General features: G+C 61.9%; 19 protein-coding genes and 2 pseudogenes. 6 read left to right on the forward strand and 15 right to left on the reverse strand.

The window, feature by feature from the left end; genetic code table 11:
• On the reverse strand, positions 1 to 212 hold a 212-nt coding region (locus MA07_RS28495), incomplete at its 3' end, for a transposase (RefSeq protein WP_160195366.1).
• A gap of 108 nt (positions 213 to 320) precedes the next feature.
• On the opposite strand from MA07_RS28495, the gene MA07_RS02930 reads away from it, so the two are divergent.
• Complete coding sequence (locus MA07_RS02930; protein WP_036346798.1) at positions 321 to 530, forward strand: cold-shock protein; 210 nt, start codon at positions 321 to 323, stop codon at positions 528 to 530.
• Between the two features lie 46 nt (positions 531 to 576).
• On the opposite strand, the gene MA07_RS02935 is transcribed toward MA07_RS02930, so the two are convergent.
• Together MA07_RS02935 and MA07_RS02940 are read right to left on the reverse strand one after the other, a co-directional pair.
• Entirely contained in the window at positions 577 to 1,260 is a 684-nt protein-coding gene (locus MA07_RS02935) for a hypothetical protein (protein ID WP_052002773.1), read from the reverse strand.
• Positions 1,261 to 1,460: 200 nt separating this feature from the next.
• Complete coding sequence (locus tag MA07_RS02940; RefSeq protein WP_036346800.1) at positions 1,461 to 1,817, reverse strand: 4a-hydroxytetrahydrobiopterin dehydratase; 357 nt, start codon at positions 1,815 to 1,817, stop codon at positions 1,461 to 1,463.
• Positions 1,818 to 2,210: 393 nt separating this feature from the next.
• Between MA07_RS02940 and phaC the strand changes: the two genes are divergently transcribed.
• Together phaC and MA07_RS02950 are read left to right on the forward strand one after the other, a co-directional pair.
• Positions 2,211 to 4,055, forward strand: coding sequence for a class I poly(R)-hydroxyalkanoic acid synthase (gene phaC, locus MA07_RS02945; RefSeq protein WP_244445139.1), 1,845 nt, complete (start codon positions 2,211 to 2,213; stop codon positions 4,053 to 4,055).
• Positions 4,056 to 4,175: 120 nt separating this feature from the next.
• Positions 4,176 to 4,415 carry a DUF6489 family protein gene (locus MA07_RS02950; protein WP_036346813.1) on the forward strand — a complete coding sequence of 80 codons (240 nt, stop codon included), beginning with the start codon at positions 4,176 to 4,178 and terminating at the stop codon, positions 4,413 to 4,415.
• A gap of 328 nt (positions 4,416 to 4,743) precedes the next feature.
• On the opposite strand, the pseudogene MA07_RS02960 reads toward MA07_RS02950, so the two are convergent.
• Positions 4,744 to 5,445: pseudogene (locus tag MA07_RS02960) on the reverse strand (IS6 family transposase).
• 304 nt (positions 5,446 to 5,749) lie between these two features.
• Here MA07_RS02960 and MA07_RS02965 point away from each other — a divergent pair.
• Positions 5,750 to 6,940: an AI-2E family transporter gene (locus MA07_RS02965; protein WP_052002774.1), complete on the forward strand. Its 1,191-nt coding sequence runs from the start codon at positions 5,750 to 5,752 to the stop codon at positions 6,938 to 6,940.
• Between the two features lie 216 nt (positions 6,941 to 7,156).
• On the opposite strand, the pseudogene MA07_RS28500 reads toward MA07_RS02965, so the two are convergent.
• The 8 genes and pseudogenes from MA07_RS28500 to MA07_RS03000 form a co-directional block, all read right to left on the reverse strand.
• Positions 7,157 to 7,395 (reverse strand): annotated as a pseudogene (locus tag MA07_RS28500) (transposase); the annotation flags it as partial.
• A 259-nt stretch (positions 7,396 to 7,654) separates the two neighbouring features.
• Entirely contained in the window at positions 7,655 to 8,134 is a 480-nt protein-coding gene (locus MA07_RS02970) for a GNAT family N-acetyltransferase (RefSeq protein WP_052002775.1), read from the reverse strand.
• Positions 8,135 to 8,223: 89 nt separating this feature from the next.
• Positions 8,224 to 9,501, reverse strand: coding sequence for a neutral trehalase (locus tag MA07_RS02975; RefSeq protein WP_036346819.1), 1,278 nt, complete (start codon positions 9,499 to 9,501; stop codon positions 8,224 to 8,226).
• Between the two features lie 18 nt (positions 9,502 to 9,519).
• Positions 9,520 to 10,569 (reverse strand): ABC transporter ATP-binding protein, encoded by a 1,050-nt coding sequence (locus tag MA07_RS02980; RefSeq protein WP_036346822.1) that lies wholly within the window; start codon positions 10,567 to 10,569, stop codon positions 9,520 to 9,522.
• Positions 10,570 to 10,580: 11 nt separating this feature from the next.
• Positions 10,581 to 11,441 (reverse strand): carbohydrate ABC transporter permease, encoded by an 861-nt coding sequence (locus MA07_RS02985; protein ID WP_036346825.1) that lies wholly within the window; start codon positions 11,439 to 11,441, stop codon positions 10,581 to 10,583.
• Complete coding sequence (locus MA07_RS02990) at positions 11,438 to 12,289, reverse strand: sugar ABC transporter permease (protein WP_036346827.1); 852 nt, start codon at positions 12,287 to 12,289, stop codon at positions 11,438 to 11,440. The genes MA07_RS02985 and MA07_RS02990 overlap by 4 nt, the downstream gene beginning before the upstream one ends.
• 64 nt (positions 12,290 to 12,353) lie before the next feature.
• On the reverse strand, positions 12,354 to 13,637 hold the full coding sequence (locus MA07_RS02995; protein ID WP_036346828.1) for an extracellular solute-binding protein: 1,284 nt from the start codon (positions 13,635 to 13,637) through the stop codon (positions 12,354 to 12,356).
• Between the two features lie 67 nt (positions 13,638 to 13,704).
• Complete coding sequence (locus tag MA07_RS03000) at positions 13,705 to 14,712, reverse strand: substrate-binding domain-containing protein (RefSeq protein WP_036346830.1); 1,008 nt, start codon at positions 14,710 to 14,712, stop codon at positions 13,705 to 13,707.
• Between the two features lie 548 nt (positions 14,713 to 15,260).
• On the opposite strand from MA07_RS03000, the gene MA07_RS27470 reads away from it, so the two are divergent.
• A complete protein-coding gene (locus tag MA07_RS27470) occupies positions 15,261 to 16,754 on the forward strand; it encodes a DUF2231 domain-containing protein (protein WP_052002776.1) in 1,494 nt (497 codons plus the stop codon).
• A gap of 142 nt (positions 16,755 to 16,896) precedes the next feature.
• On the opposite strand, the gene MA07_RS03010 is transcribed toward MA07_RS27470, so the two are convergent.
• Both MA07_RS03010 and MA07_RS27475 read right to left on the reverse strand, forming a co-directional pair.
• Positions 16,897 to 17,328 (reverse strand): hypothetical protein, encoded by a 432-nt coding sequence (locus MA07_RS03010; protein WP_036346832.1) that lies wholly within the window; start codon positions 17,326 to 17,328, stop codon positions 16,897 to 16,899.
• Positions 17,325 to 17,732: a hypothetical protein gene (locus MA07_RS27475; protein ID WP_052002777.1), complete on the reverse strand. Its 408-nt coding sequence runs from the start codon at positions 17,730 to 17,732 to the stop codon at positions 17,325 to 17,327. Before MA07_RS27475 ends, MA07_RS03010 begins: the two co-directional genes overlap by 4 nt.
• A gap of 138 nt (positions 17,733 to 17,870) precedes the next feature.
• On the opposite strand from MA07_RS27475, the gene MA07_RS29950 reads away from it, so the two are divergent.
• Positions 17,871 to 18,866 (forward strand): phasin family protein, encoded by a 996-nt coding sequence (locus MA07_RS29950; protein WP_052002778.1) that lies wholly within the window; start codon positions 17,871 to 17,873, stop codon positions 18,864 to 18,866.
• Between the two features lie 115 nt (positions 18,867 to 18,981).
• Here the strand turns inward: MA07_RS29950 and MA07_RS30415 are convergent, their stop codons facing one another.
• Complete coding sequence (locus tag MA07_RS30415) at positions 18,982 to 20,916, reverse strand: PAS domain S-box protein (RefSeq protein ID WP_052002779.1); 1,935 nt, start codon at positions 20,914 to 20,916, stop codon at positions 18,982 to 18,984.
• Positions 20,917 to 21,407 lie beyond the last annotated feature (491 nt).

The following is a 21,407-nucleotide window of genomic DNA, read 5'->3' on the forward strand; positions in this document are numbered from 1 at the left end:
CACGGCCCCACAGACACGAAGTGATGCAGCTGGTCGTAGCCGACAGGAGCAAGCCGAGCCGCGATGGGCTGCAGGCTTTTGCGCTCACCCGGTCCAATCAGCCCAGCCACATAGAGCGGACACATGCGCCGGCGGGCTGGATGATGCAGGTGGGTGAGGAAGGGTTCAAGCCAGGATTGAAGTTCGTGCTCCCACGCCACTGAGGTGCTCATGACGACCTCCCGCGCAAAATCCTTCAGCGAGAAAAGTCGATGGGGTTCGCCCGGTTCCTCTTACCTGCCAAAGTAGTGCTAGGCGATTTCAACAGAGGGAAAAGCTTCGTGGCGACAGGAACGGTGAAGTGGTTCAACGATCAGAAGGGCTACGGCTTCATTCAGCCGGACAACGGCGGCAAGGACGTGTTCGTTCATATCAGCGCCGTGGAGCGTGCTGGCATGCGTGGCTTGGCTGAAGGCCAGAAGATCTCCTATGAAGTTGAGGCGGATCGCCGCTCCGGCAAAGAATCGGCCGTGGATCTGAAAACGGCCTGATCAGGACCGCCTGCCCCTCAGCGGAGTTGAGCGTTCGTCGGGCGTATCAGCGCTGGCGGGGGCTCAAGGAACGGGCGAGTTCGCGAATGACGCTGTCCTCGATCTCAAGATCATCCTGATCTTCCTCGTTGTCCGCTTCGGCTTCAGCCTCAGCCGGTTTCGAAGGGGCAACCGGCTGCGGAGCCGCGGCTTGCGGCTGGTGGGCTCTAAAGCGGCCCTCAAGGGCATCGAGCAGGCTGTTGAGCGCCTCGTCTGTGATCTCCACCTCAGGCACTGACAACACTCCGTTCAGAGCCATGGTGCGGCCCTGGTAGGCAGGGTCTCCGGTGACCTCAGGGCCAAACCAGGCTAGCGGCTGAAACTTGCTGGCCCGTTTGCCGTGCTCAAGTGTAACGGTGATCAGATCCAGCGGTCCGGGTGTGAGGAAGCGACAGAGAATGGCTGTTTGGGAGCCGATGTTCAGGCTGACACTCAGGTATTCCACCCGTCCGGCCGTCAGCCCCAGCAAGGCCTCGGCCTGCGAACGGGGAATGTCTGTGGCCTGCTCGATTGGGCCGTTTGGTTGATTAACGACCAGGATGAGCTGACCCGTCTCACCCTCCAGCTGTACATGGGTGCTCCGGTCTGTGCGATCCGGGAAATAGCCCTGCCGGACGCGGTGGCCTCCCCTCTCCTTCTCGATCAGCCGAGCGAGGGACGGGGCCAGCAGAAAACAGCGGGTGATGCGCATCAAGCTGGGCTCCTTCATCTTAACAAGTCATTAGCGGATTGGCTAAGTTGGCAAAAGGCTATGGGGAAGTCCTCCGGGCGGAAGCGCGTTCTCTCCGGGTCCTGCAGGTGTCCAGGCTCAACGTTAACAGCACTGAGCCCTGTCACCGGCATGGTTTTGAAATGAGCCATGCTTCAGGCCCCGGCACGGCGACGTTGCTTCTAAGGGCCAAGTGGGAGGTTTTCAGCCATGTTATCCAGCTTCGCGGCCATGATGAAGTCATTCTCGTGCAGCCCTTTGATCTTCTTGGTCTGGAGGGACACCGTCGCGTAGCCCCAGCCGAAGCTGATATCCGGGTGATGCCCCTCAGCTTCTGCGAGTTCAGCCACCTTCCTGACAAAGGTGAACGCTTCGGCAAAGTTCTTGAACGTATACGTTCGCTCAATCCGCCGAGCCTCATCCTGGACCGACCAATCGAGAACCTGCTTCCGGAAAGCTGTAACTTCATCCGGCGCGAGCGGCGGGATACCGCCGCGACACGGGGTACAGACCTTTGTGACGAGGTGTGTTCCAGTCATGATGTTCTCCACTGAGACTGAGGCGCTTAACCTCCTCCAAGACTAACCCGTCTTGAGCCATGCTGTCATAGGATCTGACACAAGGCACTTTGACCTTAGCCCATAGGAACCATCCCCGCGCAATGGCGCGTTGTTCCTTGGTCGCCCAATCGTATCAACGTGACGGACAACATCTTGGGCGAGCCCGGCTCATCCCGCTACAATGTTGGATAGCGAAGCAGGAACGGGCACCCACAAGATGCCTTTAAGCACAGGTTAACCGAGGGAAGCGCCCGGGTACATTGGAGGAAGATCATGGCCGGCGAGGACAGTGACAAGACGCAAGCGCAAGTAAGCGGGAACATGCCGGGCCCGGACGTGATGCTGAGGCTTTGGGCCTCATGGATGGACCAGATGTCCGCGCCGGCAAAGGCCCTGGCTGATCCAGGCACCACGTGGTGGCAGATGACAGCTGACAATCCTGCTTCAAACCTGATCACCGGAGGCATCAAGCAACTCCAGAGCAGCCTGTCACAGGATCCCACCCTCCGCTCCATTGACCAGATGTGGAACGCCAATCCTTTGCGCGAGGTGGTGCCCGTCGACTGGGCCGAGATCGCCCGGGCTTTGCGCATCGTCTGGCTGCGTTCGCTGCAAAAGCCCAGCGCAGCTCTGGCTGTGGCGGATCTCAACCAGGATCTGTGGCGCTCTGCCGTTGACGTGTGGCAGGAGGCGGGACAGCGCTGGCTCAACATCACAGGTGCGTCGCCGGCAAATGAACCATCGTCTGCCACAACGGACAAGCGGTTCGCTGCTCCCGAGTGGCATGCAAACCCGGTCTATCGCACTCTTCAGCAGATTTACTTGCTCGCGTCCGACTGGCTCCTGCAGCAGGGCGATGTACATGACATGGACGAGGCCGAGCAGCAGCGCATCAACTTCCATCTGCGGCAGTTCGTGGACGCCATGAGCCCCACGCTGATCCTGTTGTCGAACCCTGTTGCTCTTCGAAAAGCCATCGAGACGGGAGGAACCAGTATTGCAGCCGGGGCCGCCAACCTGGCTGCCGATCTCCAGGCTGGGCGTCTCAGCATGGTCGACACCGAAGCCTTCGCGCCAGGTAAGAACCTCGCCCTTACCCCCGGCAAGGTGGTCCACCGCAATCGCCTGATGGAGCTGATCCAGTATACGCCCACAACGGGGAAGGTTCACAAGACGCCGCTGCTGATCCTGCCGCCCTGGATCAACAAGTACTACATCCTCGACATGCAGCCCAAGAACAGCCTGGTGCGCTACCTGGTTGAGCAAGGGTTCACGGTATTCCTGATCTCCTGGAAGAACCCGGATGCGTCCATGGATGGGATCGGGATCGAGGACTACATGGACCTCGGTCCGCTCGAAGCCAGCGATGTGGTGCGCGAGATTACCGGCAGCCCTACGGTCAACGCTATGGGCTACTGCATCGGCGGGACGCTGCTGACGATGACCTTGGCTGTCCTTGCCGCCAAGGGCGACAAACGGTTCAACTCGGCCAGCTTCATGGTCTCCCTGCAGGATTTCTCGCAGGTGGGTGACACGGCCGTGTTCATGGACGAGCCGGGGGTGGACCTGATTGAGCAGCAGATGATGGAGCGCGGCTATCTCGACAGCCGAGAGATGTCGAACATGTTCAACCTGCTGCGCTCGAACGACCTGATCTGGGCTAATGTGATCAACAACTACCTGATGGGCAGCAAGCCGCCAGCCTTTGACCTTCTGTACTGGAACAGCGACGGCACCCGGATGGCCCGCGCTGCCCACGGCTGGTACCTGCGCAACACCTATGTTGAGAACAATCTGATCGAGCCGGGCAAGATCACGCTCAAGGGTGAGGCGATCGATCTCGGCCGCATTCGACAGGATACCTATGCCGTAGGGGCGGAGAAGGACCACATTGTGCCCTGGGACGCGGCCTGGCGCATCACCCAGCTGTTCGGCGGAGACGTGCGGTTCGTGCGCGCCTCCAGCGGTCATATTGCCGGGATCATCAATCCCGCGGGTGGCAAGGGTGCCTACTGGACCCGGGAAACTGGAGCCACGGCAGCGAACAATCCCGAGCAGTGGCTGCAGAGCGCCAGCCGTCATGAGGGGAGCTGGTGGCCAGACTGGACGGCCTGGCTTTCAGCTCGGTCGGGCGGGAAGAGTGCGCCACCACCGATGGGCCGCGCGAAGTACCCACCCTTGCTGGATGCGCCCGGAACCTATGTCATGGAAAGATAAGATGGCCGAGGCCAATCCAAGTAGCAATCGTGCCGCGTAGCCCGGTTTGGTTGACCTCAGCAGCGATATACGGGACCACCGTTCGGCAGCCCATCTGTTGATGCTGGAGCAGGATGTCAGATGAAGATCACCATGGATGTTGAGTGCACGCCCGAGGAGGCACGGGCCTTTCTGGGGCTACCGGACGTGAAGCCGATGCAGGAGCAGCTCATGCGAGAGGTGCAGGACCGCATGACGGCGAACATAAAGGCGATGGAGCCTGAAGCCATGCTGAGAACTTGGCTGCCAGCTACCCTCAAAGGATTTGAGCAGATGCAGGAAATCTTTATGTCCCAGATGACCGGGACAAAACGGGAGTAGGTGAAGCGAGAGGCTCCGTTGCATAGGGTCGGACCCTGAAGATCTCCGCCCTTCGTGAAAATCCATGGGTCGATCGGTCGATGCGCCGCAGCAGCTGATCGGACGTGAGATGGGCTTCGAGCGGGAACGTGCAGAACAGGCTCTCCTGTATCAGGGGACGCTCCCCATCCTGGCCCGATCCTTCCCTGGCCTGCCCCATACGGGTGATCCAAGTGTGATGTTAATTCAGGGTTGGTCTGGGCGCCAGGGTTGACGCATGGACCACGACCGGTGATGTCACGTTAACTGCTGTAGGACGCAATGAGACTTGATTGACTTTGTAGTTGGTTCAAGCGATGGCACCGACTACAGCTTTCCATTCTGCCATCGCGGTGAGGCGATGCAGATGTGTGGCAAGGGCGGATCGACGGGAACAGGGTGGAACGAAGAGGTTGCGGATGGCTGAGAACACGTTGGTGAACCGCTGAAGGCCTCCTGGTGATCGAAGGCCCTGCATGATCCGCTCTCGCCGACGCAAGGGTAGGTGCGAATTCTCTGCTCGGTTATTGAGCCCTTTGTGCGACCGGTGTTCGACGGCTAGCATGACCTGACGTCGGGCAGCGGCGTAGGAGCCGAGCTTATCGGTGATTATGCGCCGAGGTGGGCAGCCCTGCTTCCGCAACAGCCGCTTCAGCAAGCGCTTGGCAGCCTTGGTGTCGCGTCGATCTTGGACAATCTCATCGAGGACATAGCCGTCCTGATCAACCGCCCGCCACAACCAGTGTTTCTGGCCAGAGATCGTGACCACGACTTCGTCGAGATGCCAAATATCGCGACGGTTTGGTCTCTTGCGCCTGAGGCGGCGTGCATAGTCTGACCCAAACTTCAGCGCCCATCGGCGGACCGTCTCGTAGGACACGACGATGCCGCGCTCGAGCAACATCTCCTCGACCAGCCGCAGGCTCAGAGGAAACCGGAAGTACAACTACAACGCATGGGCGATGATCTCGGGCGGATAGCGATGACGTTTGTAGCTAACAGACTTGCTCATGCCGGCCCGTCTACATGGTCGGGGTCAAACCCGAGTTAACGTGACAACACCCTAGGCCCTTGTTCGACCGAAGGGGCCGGATCTGTACTGTGCCGGACCGAGTTTGGCGGCTGCGCAGCCGCGCCTGCATCGCTTGGCACGAGGGAGGCACGGATCCGCCAAGGCAGGCAAGATAGGCGCCCTGGCGGGAGCGGAAGGGTTCGTTCCCGTTGATCGCCGTTCCGGGTTGGAGATGCTGCCGTTCGAGCGATCCCAGAGCGGATCCTGGGTGGAACGCAGTCGTGATTGAAAACGTCTGATTCTTATGCAGCGCCCGACAGTCGCCCCGGACCCCCAGCCGGCCGTGAAGCCCAACGGCTCGGACGATGAGTTTGCCACCGGCAGTAAGCTCACAGGCGCGGTTGCCGTTTCGATCCATGTCTGCGCCGTCGTCCTCGGCACGGGAGCGCTTTACTTCGCCAAGCCGCTGCTTCTGCCGATCATCGTCGGCCTTCTCATTGCCCTCACGCTCATTCCGATTGTGCGCTGGCTCGAACGACGCGGCGTCCCCACAGGGCTGTCGGCCATCATGCTGGTCCTGCTACTGGCCCTCACCGTGGGGGCAGGCGCGTACCTCCTCAGTGCGCCCGTGACGGAGTGGATCCAGCGGGCCCCCACCATCGGACGGCAGGTCGAGGACAGGCTCGACAGGCTACGCGGCTCGGTGTCGGCGATCTCCGAAGCCAGCCAGACGGTGGAAGCCCTTACCAGCGCAACATCCGATCCGCAGGTTCAGGAGGTCGTGATCAAGGAGGCTGGGTTCCTATCCTCGGCAACCTCGATGCTCTGGAGTGCGCTGACCACGACCGGCATTGCCCTGGTCCTCGTTCTTTTCCTGCTCGGCTCAGGCGACATGGTTTACGACAAAATCGTGCGCGTGCTGCCGACATTCCGCGACAAGAAGACCGCGGTCAGTATTTTGCATGACATCGAGGCGTCGATCTCGCATTACCTGTTGACCATCACCTTGATCAACATGGGGCTCGGCGTCGCCATCGGGCTGGCGATGTGGGCGATTGGCATGCCGACTCCTTACCTCTGGGGCCTTGGAGCCACCTTCCTCAATTTCTTGCCCTTCATCGGAGCGCTTGCGGGCGTCACTCTGGTCGCCATCGTGGCCCTGATCTCCTTCGACTCGATCAGCTATGCGCTTCTTGCGCCGCTAGTCTATTTCGGCCTGACGGCGCTGGAAGGGAACATTGTCACTCCCCTGATCCTCGGCCGCCGGCTTGAGCTCAATACCGTCGCGATCTTCATCGGGGTGGCGTTCTGGGGCTGGGTGTGGGGCCTGGTCGGCGTGCTCATCGCCGTGCCGCTCCTTGTAGTCATCAAGCGGTGCTGCGATCATCTGCCGTCATGGAGCACTCTGGGGGAATTCCTCTCCCTCACACCACCAAAGTCGGAGGTCGAGGCCGAGCAGGAGCAGCCTGACCTCAATCCTGTCGCCAAGACCTGAGCATATTCCGGTTTGGCCAGGAGCCGTAACAAAATCTGCTGCGCTTAACCTGCGGTCGCCCGCTGGCAGGCCCTTGCCGACGATGCGATCCGCCGGACCGTAACCGAACTGGTGGAGCTGGCGCTTAAGGGATATTCCTGACCATCCATGAATGGAGGGCTGCCGGCGGAAGTCAGCGTTGGTCTTGAAGTCGGGCATCAAGCGGCCGGTCCGCTACATCAGCTCAAGGTTGCGCTGGGTCTCTCGTTCCAGCCTCCGGCTCGACTGAATGCGGTTGAGATAGCCGTAGATGTAGATCTTGAGCAGGGTGGCAGGATGATAGGCGGGCAGCTTGTTACCTCCGGCACCACGCCGGCAAAGCCGGGGGCTGCCAGATCCAGTTCATCGACAAAAGCTTCGACGATGCGCACAGGATTGTCGGGCGCCACATAGTCGTTCAGGCAATCAGGAAGCAGGGTGGCCTACCAGCGGTCTTCCCCTTCAATGAAACGCTTCATGCTGCCCTCCGCCGATCAGCACCAGCTTAGCAGATCAACGCGTTTCCACACAGCCTGGGTCAAACTGTACCGTTGAGCAGGCCAGATGAGGGTCCGCTGATTGCTCGTTAAGCGGACTAAGCTCGTACGTCTCAGGAGTGCCAAAAGAAGTCATTCGGGCCCCATCTCCCTCACGCTGAATCTCACTCTTGCAGAGGCAATTCGGCGGAGGCTTGTTTTATGGAGTAGTTCCAGGCCCAGTTGGCCATGCCTCGATTAGGCGCTTGGCGAGAAAAGCGCGGCGATGGCCTTGGGGCTGCTCCCCAGGACCATTCGTCAAGACCCCAAATGGCTTATAACCAAGCCTGATGTAGAAACGTTCAGCTCTTGCGCTGGATGTATCGAGCCATGCCCCGTGGCAGCCGCCAGACCGGGCGATGGCCTCGGCTTCCACCATGAGCCTTGCTCCAAAACCTTGGCCTCGAAGCTCCTCTGCGACCCAGAGCATCTTCACGAGAAGCCAGCCATAAGATGTCGAGCCGGCGAGGCCGCCGACCATACTCCCCTGCAAGTCTCGCGCGACCAAGGTGAGTGGCTTTCCGTCGCTTGGTGGCACGTTCTGACCAAGTGCTTCGAGGAGCTTGCGTTCAACCTCGTCCACGATGGTTCCGCTCGGATCCTCCTCCAGCGTTATGGCGATCGGCGTAGGCTTCGACATGCCATTCCCTCCACATGATCCGGTCCACAGGACTTGCGGAACCGGACGTGAAATACGGCAATCAGGGTGGGTGGTCTCCTTCAACGGGCCTATCGGCGCCTGCCGAGAGCAAGATAGGCGGCAGCGGTCCAAGAGAAGGTGTCGCCACCAAGGCCCTCTCCAGTGGTCGGATCGAAGTATTCGCAGAATCCGGCATTCTCGATGGCCTGGACGGTGGACTGCTCGACCCGTCGGGCAAGATCTTCGGCGCCGTTCAGGCGAAGGCCGTCCGCGATGAGCCAGTTGATGACCGCCCAGACCGGACCACGCCAGTAGCGTTTCGGCTCGAAGGCAGGCGAGAAGGCCGGCGTCGAGGGGACGCCGACAACCATGCCGTCAAGCCAGCGTCCGATCTCTGCCGTGATAGCACTTTGTTGGGCGCCATCCAGTGCCAGTGCGACGAGGGGGATGAAGCCAGCCTGCGTCGGAGCCTCAATGTCAGCCCCCGAGATCAAGTCGAGGGAGACGAAGCGGGAGAGATCGGGGCGCCAGCGGCGGGCAAGGCCATCGACGAGTCTCCGGCGCATCTGCGCCAGCCCGGCTCTATCCTCATCGGTTCCTAAGGCCTCGGCCAGATGCATGAGATCGGCCGTGGCTCGCGCGAGAATCGCGGTCATCTGTACATCGGCCACCTTGAAGGGAGCCTTCGCCCATTGCCGCTTCGGATCCCAGTCGCAATCCCGATAGACATCGACGAGGTGGATGAAGCGCTGGTAATCCTCGTCACGCGGACGCATGGCGGCATCCACGTGGCCAGTGTCCTTGCGGCGGATCGTAGTGGTCGTCGTCGTGGGCACGCGGGCGAGCGCCTCATCCCAAGCGGGCGAGTTGTCGCTGCCACTCTCCCAAGGATGCAGGATCGATACGAGCCCAAGACCGTCTGGATCGCGCGCTTCGAGCCACCAGCGGTGCGAGTGCAAAGCCGCCTGGAACAAAGCCCTAGTGCGTACTTCTGCGTCGGTCATGCCGTTTGCAAGGGCGGCCTCGTGAACATGGCGCAGGGCCATGCCGAAGACCGGCGGCTGGGTGATGCCGGAGGTTAGAATCCGGTGCCGCGTGCCCCACACGTCGGGTCCGGGAAAGTAGGTGTCACTGGGAACATGAAACACAATGTGCGGGATCATACCATCGTCCCACTGGCCTTCGACCAGACGCTCAAGTTCGCGATAGGCTCGATCGACGTTGAAGGTGGCAAATCCCATGGCGACGAAGGCGGAGTCCCAGTTCCACTGGAACGGGTAGAGGCGGTCGGTGGGAACCGTGTAGCCGCCGCGATCGTTGCGCGCGAGAACGGCGTGCGCACCCTCTTCCATGCGAAGCGTGGTCATCTCAATAAGTTCCTTCTCTCAGGCCCGAGCGATCGCGCGTCCGGTGATGCTGTCGATCCAGGTCACACGGGCGGGATCAACAGTGAGGCCGACGCGCTCGCCGGCATTCACCTTTGCGATCGGCGGCGCGACGATGCGGGCGGGCTGACCGTCGATCGAGCCCGTCAGGAGCAGGTGCGAGCCCATCGGCTCCACGACGCGAATGTCGAACGGAATACCGGAGCCGTTGGGGGCAAGGCTCGCATCCTCGCCGCGCAACCCGAGCTCCATGTCCTTGCCCGTCGCAGGACACGGCAGAGTGGCGTCACCAATCCGCGCCATGCCCTGGCTGCACCGGACCTTGATAAAGTTCATGGGCGGCGAACCGATGAAGCCGCCGACGAAGCGAGTCGCGGGTGTTGCGTAGATCTCAAGCGGCGAGCCGATCTGGTCGATTTTACCGCCGTACATCACGGCGATGCGATCAGCGAGGCCCATGGCTTCCGTCTGGTCGTGCGTGACATAGATTGTGGTCGTTCCCGCCTCCCGCAGGACGGCCTTCAGTTCCGTGCGCATCTCGAGCCGTAGGAGAGCGTCGAGATTGGAGAGCGGCTCGTCCATGAGCAGCACGGCGGGCTCGACGGCGAGCGCCCGGGCCACTGCCACGCGCTGGCGCTGGCCGCCTGAGAGCTTCGCCGGATAGCGGTCGAGGTAGCTCTCGATGTGGAGCAGCGCTGCCGCGCGCTCCACCTTGCGCTTCACCTCCTCCTGCTGCGCCTTCTGCATCCGCAGGCCGAAGGCGACGTTCTCAAACACAGTCATATGCGGAAAGACGGCATAATTCTGGAAGACCATCGCGAGACCGCGCTTGCGGGGAGCGAGGTTGCTCACATCCTGTCCACCGATCACGACGCGGCCGGAGGTCTGCGTCTCAAGGCCTGCGATGATGCGCAAGAGCGTGGTCTTACCACAGCCCGAGGGTCCAAGGAGGGCTACGAACTCGCCGTCGTTGACGGTGAGGGAGACCCCCTGCAGGGCGCGGAAGGTGCCGAATTCCTTGACGACACGATCGATGACGATATCAGCCATGGGGTGATCCGTTACTTGCTGGCAATGCCCCACACCGCGAAGAGGTAGCGTCTCACGGCGAAGATGAAGAGCACCGAGGGGATGATGAGGATGAAGCCACCGGCAAAGCGGTAGTGAAGCGGGCTCTCGGCGAGAATCCGGAGCAGATAGGCGGTCAGCGTGCGTTCGCGCACGGTGAGGATCGAGGCGGCGAAGACCTCGTTCCAGGAGATCACGAAGGCGAAGATGGCCGTTGCGGCAAGACCCGGCAGCGCCAGCGGCAGGACCACTTTCATGAACGCTTGGAAGCGGGTGCAGCCGAAGACCCAGGCCGCCTCTTCGTACTCGCGCGGGATGCCCATGAAGAGGCTTTGCGTGACAAGGGCCGCGAAGGGCAGTGCCAGCACCGTGTGGATGAGGGAGACGCCGAAGGGCGTGTCGTAGAGGCCAAGGCGGATGAAAGAAACCGTGAGCGGCAGCGCCAGGATGGCGAGCGGGAAGGCACGCGTGAGAAGAACGAGAAGACGATAGGCGTTCTGTCCGCGGAAGCTGTAGCGCGCTAGCGCATAACCCGCCGGGGCTCCCAAGAGGACAGAAAACAAAACGGTGAGACCGGCAGCGATGAGCGAGTTGACGAGCGCGTTGAACACGCCCTCGATGGCGAGGAACTGCGTCATGGCCGCAAGTGACAGATCCGTGGGCCAGATGGTCTTCGGCCAGCGGAACACACCGAGCCTTCCGCCGAAGGCGCCAAGCGCCACGAAGTAGATTGGCACGAGAACCCAAGCCAGCAGCACCGCAAGCCCTGTCCAGAGCAGCAGGCGCCGGGCGGAGGGTAGAGCCATGTTCCGGCTCTTCGTCGTTTGTGGGAGTTCGGCAGCTTGAATGGTCATGGGAGCTGCTCCGGCCGTGTTCTCAGGACGCGCAGGTAAACGGCCGTCGCGGCGAGCGAGATCGCCATGATGAGCACCGCGTAGGCTGCGGCGACGCCGTAGTTCTGGTTGTCGTTCTGCCAGACATAGGCTTCACCGGCGAGAACGGGGAAGTTGCGCCCGCCGAGCGCATAGACGACCGCGAACACCTCGAAGGCCAGCACCGTGCGCAGGATCAGCGCCGATTGCAAGCTGGGCTTCAGGAGCGGCAGGGTGATCCTCATGAACCGTGTCCAGGGCTTGGCTCCGAAGATCTCGGCGGCCTCGGAAAACTCCTTCGGGATGAGTTGCAGACCTGCGATCAGGATTACCAGCACGATCGCTGTAGCGCGCCAGAGTTCGGCGAGGACGATGGCGAAGAACAGCGCCCAGGGTGTTTCCTGGGACAGCCAGCCGACTGGACCCTGAATAAGTCCAAGCGCATAGAGGGCTGAGTTCAGGTAGCCTGTGTTCTGAAGCAGCGCGAGCCAGGCAAGACCAGCCGCGAGATCCGAGATACCGAGCGGGATGGTGAGCACCCACAGAGCCAAATCGCGGCCCCGGTCGAGCTTCGTCACCATGGTGGCCATGGCGAGCGCCAGTACGACTTGGAGCGGCACCACCACCAGGGTGAGCAGGAAGGTGTTGCGAACGGCAAGCGAGAAGTTCAGGTCGCCAGCCATGCGCTGGTAGTTCTCGAGCGAGAAGCCATCGCCTGCCGAGAACGACAGCCAGATCGTCTGGACGAGCGGCACGAGAAACAGAGCGCCAAGAAAGATGACCGAGGGCGCGATCAGCGCATAGGGAATCCAGGAGGTGCGCGCAGGCATGACAGCCGCTCCCATCGGGAAGAGAAGGCCCGGCGAGCCGAAGTTCGCCGAGCCTTGGGACTGGTTATTGGACGGAGCAAGCGCCCTGGCTTGGCTTGTCTGGAGCCCAGCACGGTGCGCCGGTGTCCCTCATGAGCGCGTCGAGAACCTTGGCCTGGGCTTCGAGCGTGTCCTTGACTGGTTCGTTGCGCAGCACGATGCGCTGGAAGGTGTCCGTATAGACCTTGTTGAACTCACCACCCTTGGCTCCCAGGCCCACAGGCAGGAGCGAGACGAGTGCATCCTTCGCGTTCTGCGTCGCGGCTACCGCGCCGGCCAGCAGCTTGATGCCGGGCGCGAGGTTCGGCGGCAGTTCTGCCTTCACGACCGGGAAAAAGCCGACTTCAGCAGCCGTCGCAAGCTGTGTCTCGGGCTTGGTCATGTGCTCGATCAGCGCCACGGCGCCGGCGCGGTTCGGTGCATCCTTCGGGATCGCGAGCCCCGCAATGACCGGCATGTAGCCGCGCCCCTTCGGCCCTGCCGGCGCCGGGAAAGCCACGAACTGATCGGGCTGCAAGGTAAGCGCCTCCTTCACGCGAGCGATGTGATCCCATGCTACCCAGACCTCGCCAGCGAGCAGAGGCTCCTGCATGAAATTGTAGTTGGTGGAATTCGGGTTCGAAACTGCCCACAGTTCTTTCAGAGCATTCCAGCCGGCTTCCGCGTCTGCCGACTTGAAAGTTGTGACCACACCGCCTGTAAAGGACGGATAGAAATAGCCCTGGAAGAACCGCGGCAGAAGGCCTGTTGGGCCAGCCGGCAAGCCGATCCGGCGCTGGCCGGTCTTGTCGACGATGTTCTTGCCCCATTGTTGCAGCTGCGCATAGGTTAGGCTGTTCACGTCCGCGCCTGCCGGCAGGTATTGCAGCGCCTGCTTGTTGGCGACCATCACGTAGGTGGCCTGCATCCACGGGATGTACTGCTGCTGGTTCGTGCCGAGCTTGCCGAGATCCATCAGATTCGCCGGAATGCCGCGATCCGTCAGCTTGGCGGCGACGTCATCCAGAGGCTGGATATCGGCCGGAACATGCGGCTGAAGCTCACCGTGGAGTGCGCCGACGACACTTGCCGTCCGCTTGCCGGCTTGCGTCTCCGCCTTCATGCGAACAGCAAAGGCCGGAGGTTCGTCCACAACATAGGTGGTCTTGCCCGACAGACCCTTCAGCAGAACCTCACGAACCTTCGTGGCTTCCTCGATCGGGCGAAGCTGCGTCGAGTAGAAGATTGTTTCCTGCGCCTGAGCGACGGTGAGCCCTGCGAAAAGGGCGGTCGCAGCGGCAATGGCGCGAAGCGATACCGGATGCGTCATTTCCTTCCTCCAATGGTCCCTTCTTGGTGCCGCTCGACCCGGGGCCGGAAGATCGAGGGCATTGGGCTCAGTTCGCCGGTCCGTGGGTAGTCCGCGGAACCTGCCGAACCGGCAGAATCGTCTGCAACTCGCGACTGTCTCGCCCACCCAGGCGAGCGATCAGCATCTCCGCCAGCTGCCGACCCACATCGGGAGCCGCGATCTCCATGGTCGAGAGCGGCGGATCGGTGAACGCCGCAGAGGGCAGATTATCATGGCCGATCAGGGCTATATCGCGTCCAGCCTTGAGGCCCATTTCTTTGAGGGCGCTCAAGGCGCCAATCGCCATGCTGTCGGTTGCGCATAAAAGGGCCGTAGGAGGGTTGTCATGCTGCATGAGCCATCGTGCGGCCTCGTAGCCACCCGCTTCTGTCGGCTGCGCGATGTATTCAGGCCTGTCTGAGAAACCGGCTTCTGCGAGGGCTGCCAGCCAGCCCTCGCGGCGGAGATAGGCGAAGGTCAGATCCTGCGGAGCGGCAATATGAGCGATGCGGCGGTGTCCCAGGGATGCGAGATGCCGCGCGGCATCTCGGAAGCCGGCTTCACCGTCTCCGTCGATGAAGGCATGCTCGTTGGGGCGGGCGGTGCGGCCATGGGTGACGAAGGGAATGCCACGTTCCCTCAGGAGGGCGACGCGCTCATCGTCCAGCCTCGTGCGCACCACGATCACTGCATCGGCCCTTCGGCCGTCCAGAAGCCGCCGGTAGGTCTCCATCTCCTCCGCACGGCCGGCAGTCGGCAGCAGCATCAGATCGAGACTCTCCTCGGCGAGCCGCTGGCTGCAGGCCGCCAGCATGTTCAGGAAGGTCGGGGGGCTGAACTGTCCTGGCTCTGTCGGCAGCGTCACGGCCACCGCCTCAACCTTGCGCCGACGTAGACTGCGCGCTGCAGAGTTCGGTTGATAGTGGATGGCCTGTGCGGCCGCTCGAACCCGCTCGCGGGTCGTTGGCGCCACATCGGCATAGCCGTCGAGAGCCCGCGACACTGTCGTGATCGACAGGCCCAGCGATTGCGCGAGGTGCTTCAGGCTCGACACAGGGAGCACTCTCTCCTTTATCAGAAATAGATTCCCAAAACGTTTTGGAAAGTCAAGCTAGAGGACCGGAACCCAATGTAAGGGGCCAACACTGGTCGAGGGCAGACCCGAGGCGTTCTGCTGCACAACGTTTTGTCTGCTTGGCAAAACTTAATGCACAATCCCCTTCGAGTTCATGCCCTATTACGATCCTGAGATGGCGCAAACACCTCCATCATGTCCTCTGAGCCGAAAGTCAGCACCGGGTCAAAGTGTAACGTAGATCAGGCCACATGAAGGTCTGCTCTTAAGCGCCAAAGCAGACCAGGCTCTTACGTCTCAGGAGTACCGAACTCAGACTTTCGGCATCCTTGCGTCAGGAGTGATAGAGCCGGTTGCATGACAGGCGATTAGCCCCCAGGCAGGCGGCTCCTACGAGTATCCTCCCAAAGCGCCGGACGAGCCCAGCGAACCAAAATTGCCGGAACCGATTGTCTGCTTGACGCTAGCTGGGCCTTACCACCCGCGGCACTCTCCGACACCCATGCGTCATGCAACGAGAGGACCTGATGGAATCGCACCGCTCCAGCGTGACCGATAAGGCCATTGGCCGGATTGAGGCTGCCGAGTGGCTCGACAGACCCGCCTTCCAGCTCGCCAATGCCCTCGCCCTGCCCCAGCGCCTGGCCGGCACGCCTGGGAAAAGGGCTCGCAACGCGCTGCACGGCACTTGGTTCGGGCATCCCGTGCACCCGATGTTCGTTACCATCCCGATCGGAACCTGGACGCTGGCTCTCGGGCTCGACACGCTCGAGGCGCTGGGTGCGAAGCATAGCCGCGACTACGGCAGGGCTGCGGATCTTGCCGTCCAGGCGGGAGCCGCAGGGGCGGTTGCAGCGGCCGCCACAGGGTTGATGGACTGGCAGCAGACCCATGGGCGCTCCCGTCGGGTCGGCCTTGTCCACGCACTCGTCAACAGCACGGCACTGGGCTTTCAGCTCACCTCGATTGCCCTGCGCCGGCGGGGGCGCCGCAGAGAAGGACACCTCGCAAGCGCCGCCGCCTGGGGCGTGATGTTCGTGGGAGCTTACCTGGGCGGGCACCTCGTCTACCGCCGCCGCCAGGGTGTCGATCAGGCCGACCGCAGCGTTGAACCGCGCGACTTCGTGCCGGTTCTGCCGGTTGCCGAACTCAAGGACGGACAGCCGCGGAAGGCCGAGGTCTGGGATGCCGTAGAGCGGGCGCACATCCCCGTTGCCCTGGTGCGGCAGGGTGGGCGCATCTTCGCCATGGGGGCACGCTGTTCACACATGGGCGGCCCCTTGGACGAAGGCTGGCTTCTGAAGGGCGGCCTCGTCTGCCCCTGGCATGGCTCGCGCTACGACCTTGAGACAGGCCAACCGCTGGATGGCCCATCAACCTGCCCGCAGCCACTGTATGATGTGCGTGTGCGCAATGGCATCATAGAGATCAGGCGGCAGCAGGAACCCGGTGCGGAGGCGGTGACGTCGGAGGACATCGAGTGGGCAGCACAGGTGGAGCAACCGACGTCAGCAGATACTCCTCTCGGCCGGAAGGCGGACGAGGTGCTTTTCGAGCATCACGAGTTGCTGCGTAGCATGTTCCGGCGGATCGAAGACATGTCGCCGGATGATCCGCAGCGCCGTGACCTGATGCGGACCCTTGCATCTGAGCTTGAGATCCATGAGCACATTGAGGATGAGATCTTTTATCCGGCGGTCCGTCCAGTCAGCGAGGATATTCCAGTGGCTTACGCGGAGCACCAGCAACTCGCCGATCTGCTGGCCGCGACGCTGAAGCTCCCGACCTCCAGCCCAGAGTTTGAAGAGTACCTGCGGGCTCTTCACAAGGCCGTTGACCATCACGCCTCGTCTGAGGAGCACTCGATGTTTATTGAGGCCCAGCGCCTAGGCGAACGCCGCCTGCGCGAGCTCGGGCATGAGCTCGAGACGATGCTCGAAGAACAGCGAACATCGCGTTTCCAGCGCGCTTTCCGAGAGCTGAAGATCAGTCTTATGGCCCAGGCCGGCAGGGAAGCCTAAACGCCATCAGCCGATGATGGAAACGAATTGCATGTGAAAGTCCGCTCACGCCAGCAATGCGGAAATCCCGGTAAGGTCCGCCTTGGCCAATTCCAGTCGTTCGCTGCGGGTCCGCAAGCATCCTATGCCGGGCTGGACGACCTCAAAGGTTTCCAGAAGCCTCATCCTCTGGTGGCACCTGGAGGGTCTCAGTTGAAATCCATCCGATGCAGGTTCTCAGGATCGGCGCCAGATAGGCTTGGCTGCCTCTGATTTCCACCACTCGGCACGCATATGCTCGCTGGTCGCCGGTAGGGCGGTAGATCACCGTCGCTCCAGGTCGAAGGCCAGGGACTGCATCAGTCAGGGACAAGTCATCAACCTTGCGGTTCTCTTCCAATGTGGCATCCTGACAGACGGCGGCCTCGCTGCCGGCTCGCATGCGCTCAAGGGCTGCAATGACAACACGGGCCTGCTCCCGATAGCGCTCTGTCACCTCCCTCAAGAGCGGCCCCGGCTGGCGTCCCGGATACCAAGCCGTCCCGCCAATCTTCGCTAGCTCCTCAGCGACGACCTCGACTTCCTCCTCGCTCATGCCGCTCTGTTCCTGGTGGTGTTGCGGGTCTGCCCAAGCTCATGCATCGTGCGCAGTCTCTGGAACAGGTAAAAGCCATTCAACCGGATGCCGGTGACAGCAGCATGCTCACGGAAACCCGGCGGCGCAGGATCTGAAGGGCCAAGCGAGCCTTCACACAGCCACTGCTCCGGCAGCAGAAAACCAGGCAGCGGGTGCTCTGTCGCCACGGCACAGATGAGTTGAGGCCGCTGCCTGTTCCGAAAGAGGTGATAAGTGCTCTCGCGCTTGGCCCCGCGCGGCTCTTGAATCACTGGCAATGTGCTTCCCCCGGGACTGATGTTCTTTAAGCTTGGCAAGTCGCCGCACACCAGCATGCACCACCCCGGCCAGGTGTCATGGCGGAACATCCCCACGTAGAACACCGATGCCCCTGTCCCATCCAAGTCGTTAACACAGGTTAAGCCGACCGGATCAAGTTAGCTCCGGCATCACCAGTTCTCAGTTCCTGTTGTTACGGACGCCCCGCATAGGGGCGCCTTTTTGATGAATTGCGAGGCACAATGGCAAGCAACGGACGATTCAACCACACCCCACCCGACAAGGCGAACGAGCTGTTCGAGAGGCTGCTCGCCACCTCAGACAATGCTGTCAAAACCCGCGAGCGGCTGTTGGCCGACCTGAAGGAGGAGCTGGAACTCCTGGCCAATCTCCAGGAGGAGCATCTCTTCCCAATCCTGACACGACATGGGATGCAGGATCTTGTGCGAGACGCCACCCGCGACAACGAGAAAACGAGAGCCCTCCTGACCGAGCTGGAGCGCATGCCGAAGAATGCTCCTGAGTTCATCGGCCAAGTAACCGAGCTCAGGCGAACGTTCCAGCAGCACATCCGCGACGACAAGAAGGAGCTGCTTCCGGCTGTGCTCAAGGTCCTGAGCGACGAGGAGGTTAATGCAGTCATTGAGAAAGTGGAGGATGAAATGGCAACCATTGACGAGACCAAGCGAGCCGAGGCCCGCCGCGCCCGCGATCAGGGTGAAGCCGTCCAACGGGTGACGGAAGGCGTCGCGGACACCATGAAGGCAGGAGTGGAAGGCGCTCAAATCATGGCGAAGACCATGCAGGAGACTGTGGGGAACAGCCTTGGCACCCTCTCGGAGATGGCGCGTCGCTCGACCGAACAGGCTGTACGGCTCTTTGGTCTTCCATCCGGGAATGCCGAGGACCTGACTAACCAGACCTCGGAGAACCTCCGCGCCGTGACCCAATCCGGCACTGCTCTGGCGCGTGGTTTTCAGGATGTTTCCCGCGAGGTGTTCGAACTGAGCCAGAAGCGCCTGCAACGGAACCTTGATGGTCTCAACCAGATCGCCCGCTGCCGGTCAGTCGCCGATCTGGTGGCAGCGCAGAGTTCTTTCCTTCGTGACAACCTGGAACAGACCCTCGACAACAGCCGCCGGATAGCTGAGCTCACGATCCAGGTGACCGAGGAGGCGACCAGAAGCGCGACGGTGCAGACCCAGAGAACAGCCCAGCGCTCCAGCCGCGCGGCGTAACCCTCTATCGGCTTGGTGATGATGTGCTCCTGGCTCGCGGCCAGGAGCACGTGCTTTCCGAGATGCCACGGCTGAACATCACCGCACAGCCTACTGCGTTCAGCTTAGCGCCGGTTTACCGCACGGGCAGTTTGGCTTGCTGACCGGCCATAACAGCAATCTGCACCAGTTCCGGCAAACTTTGGGCCCCCAGCCGCTCCATGATGCGGGCGCGGTGCGCCTCGACCGTACGTGGGCTGAGGCCAAGGTCCCGGGCAATTGTCTTGTTGGTGCCCCCGGCCAGAAGTCCGTCCAGCACCTCCCGCTCACGGGGCGGCAACGCAGCAATGAGCGCTTTCACGCGCTCGGTGGCTTGATCCTGCTCGGCCCTCTCGCGGATGGTCGCCTGGGCTGAGGCGAGCGCATCCAAGAGCTCTTCGGGTCGATAGGTCCCATCGAGGAAATCCACCGCTCCGGCCTTCATCGCCTGAACCCCGACCGCAACATTCCGACCAGACTCGCCGAGCACAATGACCGGCAGCCCGGCCCGGCGTGCCTTCAGCTCCCTTGGAATCGTCAGTCCGCCGGCTTCGGGGCTGCGCGTATCAAGCACCACGCAGCCCGGCACCAACACCGGTGCTACCGCGAGGAAAGACTGGGCCGAGGCAAAGGATTTCACCTCGTAGCCGGCACCCTGGAGCAGAAGGCACAGGTTCCGACGGGAGGCCTCGTCGCCATCCACCACATAGACGGTGGAGCCATCGTGCTGGGTGATATCCTGGGCGATACCGCCCACCCGCCGGATCCGTCCCTGCTCATCCCGGATTGGAAAGAACGTGTCACGGATCCAGCGCACGCCGCCGTCAGGCCGGATGATGTGGTACTCGTGCGTGCCCTCCTCCCCGCGTTGGACCCGCTCAAGGGTGGTGCTGGCCCGGTCACGGTCATCGGGGTGGAGGGCCTTCGCCCAGTGACCCGGATCGCGTAAGGCGGCCTCCACGGGTTCGCCCCAGATCGCCTCGTAGGCCGGGCTGACGTACTCCATCTCATAGGTTTCGAGATCCTGGATCCACAGCACCGTGGAGGAGTGCTCGGCAAACTGCCGGAAACGCTCCTCACTGTCCCGGAGCGCCGTCTCGGCCCGGGCGCGCAGGATCGAGGTCCAAGTGCGCTCAGCCACTTCCTGGACCAGAGACACCTCGTCCTCGCGCCAATGGCGCGGCTCGGTCTGATGAACATAGAGAGATGCAACCAGCCGGTCCCCCTTGATCAATGGCGCAATGATGGCGGCGCGCTTTCCCGCCCGGAGGAACTCGGCGGCGATAGGATCTTCCGCGGTGAGCGGATGCGCCACGGCATCGTCGATGCACACGGTGCGACCCGCCTTCAACTCGCGGTCGATCAGGGGACCAAAGTCACTGATGCGGTGCTTGCCAGCAAAGCTTGGAGTCGTGGCATCGGTCCAGTCGCGCTCGACCGCAAAGGACGCACCACTCCCACCCAGTTCATAGTACCCGGCGCGGTTCGCTCTCAGGTGGCGTCCCAGCATCTCCGCTGCCGTGGCCATGACCTCGCGCGCCTCGGCCACCCGACGTAGGCGTGTGCTCAGATCGACCAGAAACCGAAGCCGCTGCTCAGTGAGCACGCGCTCTGTCGTCTCCTGCAAGATAATCAGAACACCACCAGGCTGGTCAGTCCCATCCATGACAGGGCTGACTGAGCCGGTCCACCAGGTCTGCTCGGGGTAGCCTCGTCGCTGCACGATGTCGATGGGCACGTCTTGAACATAGGTCGTCTCGCCCCGAAGGGCTCGCGTGACCATCGGGGATACGATTTCCCAGATCTCGGCCCACGCCTGCGGCAGAGGTTGCCCGAGTGCCTCCGGCCTTTGCCCACGTAACTTGAGCGCGGCATCATTGTAAAAGGTGATGAGGTCCGCTCCCCATGCGAGATAGGTCGCGAATGCGGAGTGGAGCATGTTGCCGAGCGTGATACGGAGCGCTTCCGGCCAAGTTTCGATGGGACCAAGCGGCGAGCCTGACCAGTCGTACGCCTGGATTTGGGCGCCCATGGTGCTGCCCTTCAAATTTCGCATCGTGCGCAAGCCGCCATCTCTCCGTCGATTGCCTGTGATCACGACCGCTCAATCTTGGCTATGATAGGCTGCGCCTCAACCTGGGCGCATCAGTCGTGCTCATTGACCATTCTGCTCCGTCCGAGACTCCGTACTGTCATGACATAGGTTCACATTGAGCGGCTGGAGGGTATTTCTCCGTCGTAGTATGCCGACATGACAACGCGGACGCGCCGGAATAGATAAACCATACCGGCATCGTTAATTTTGCCCCTACGGGCCGGACCTTGGAGCGCCCCCTGGAACAGAGGGCGCTCTCTCTTTGTTAGGGGCAGGATCTTCAGGAAACCTGTCTCGCAGAACGCTAGGCTCTGCTAAGAGCGGGACCTCAGAAGCAAACGCTAGTCCAAGCAGCCCTTGCCACCCTCTGCCCATCACTGCTGTCATCGTCCCGAACGGCAACGCCGACTTGGTTTATCAGCATGTCG

Source organism: Microvirga sp. BSC39 (assembly GCF_000739015.1).
Taxonomy (GTDB): Bacteria; Pseudomonadota; Alphaproteobacteria; order Rhizobiales; family Beijerinckiaceae; genus Microvirga.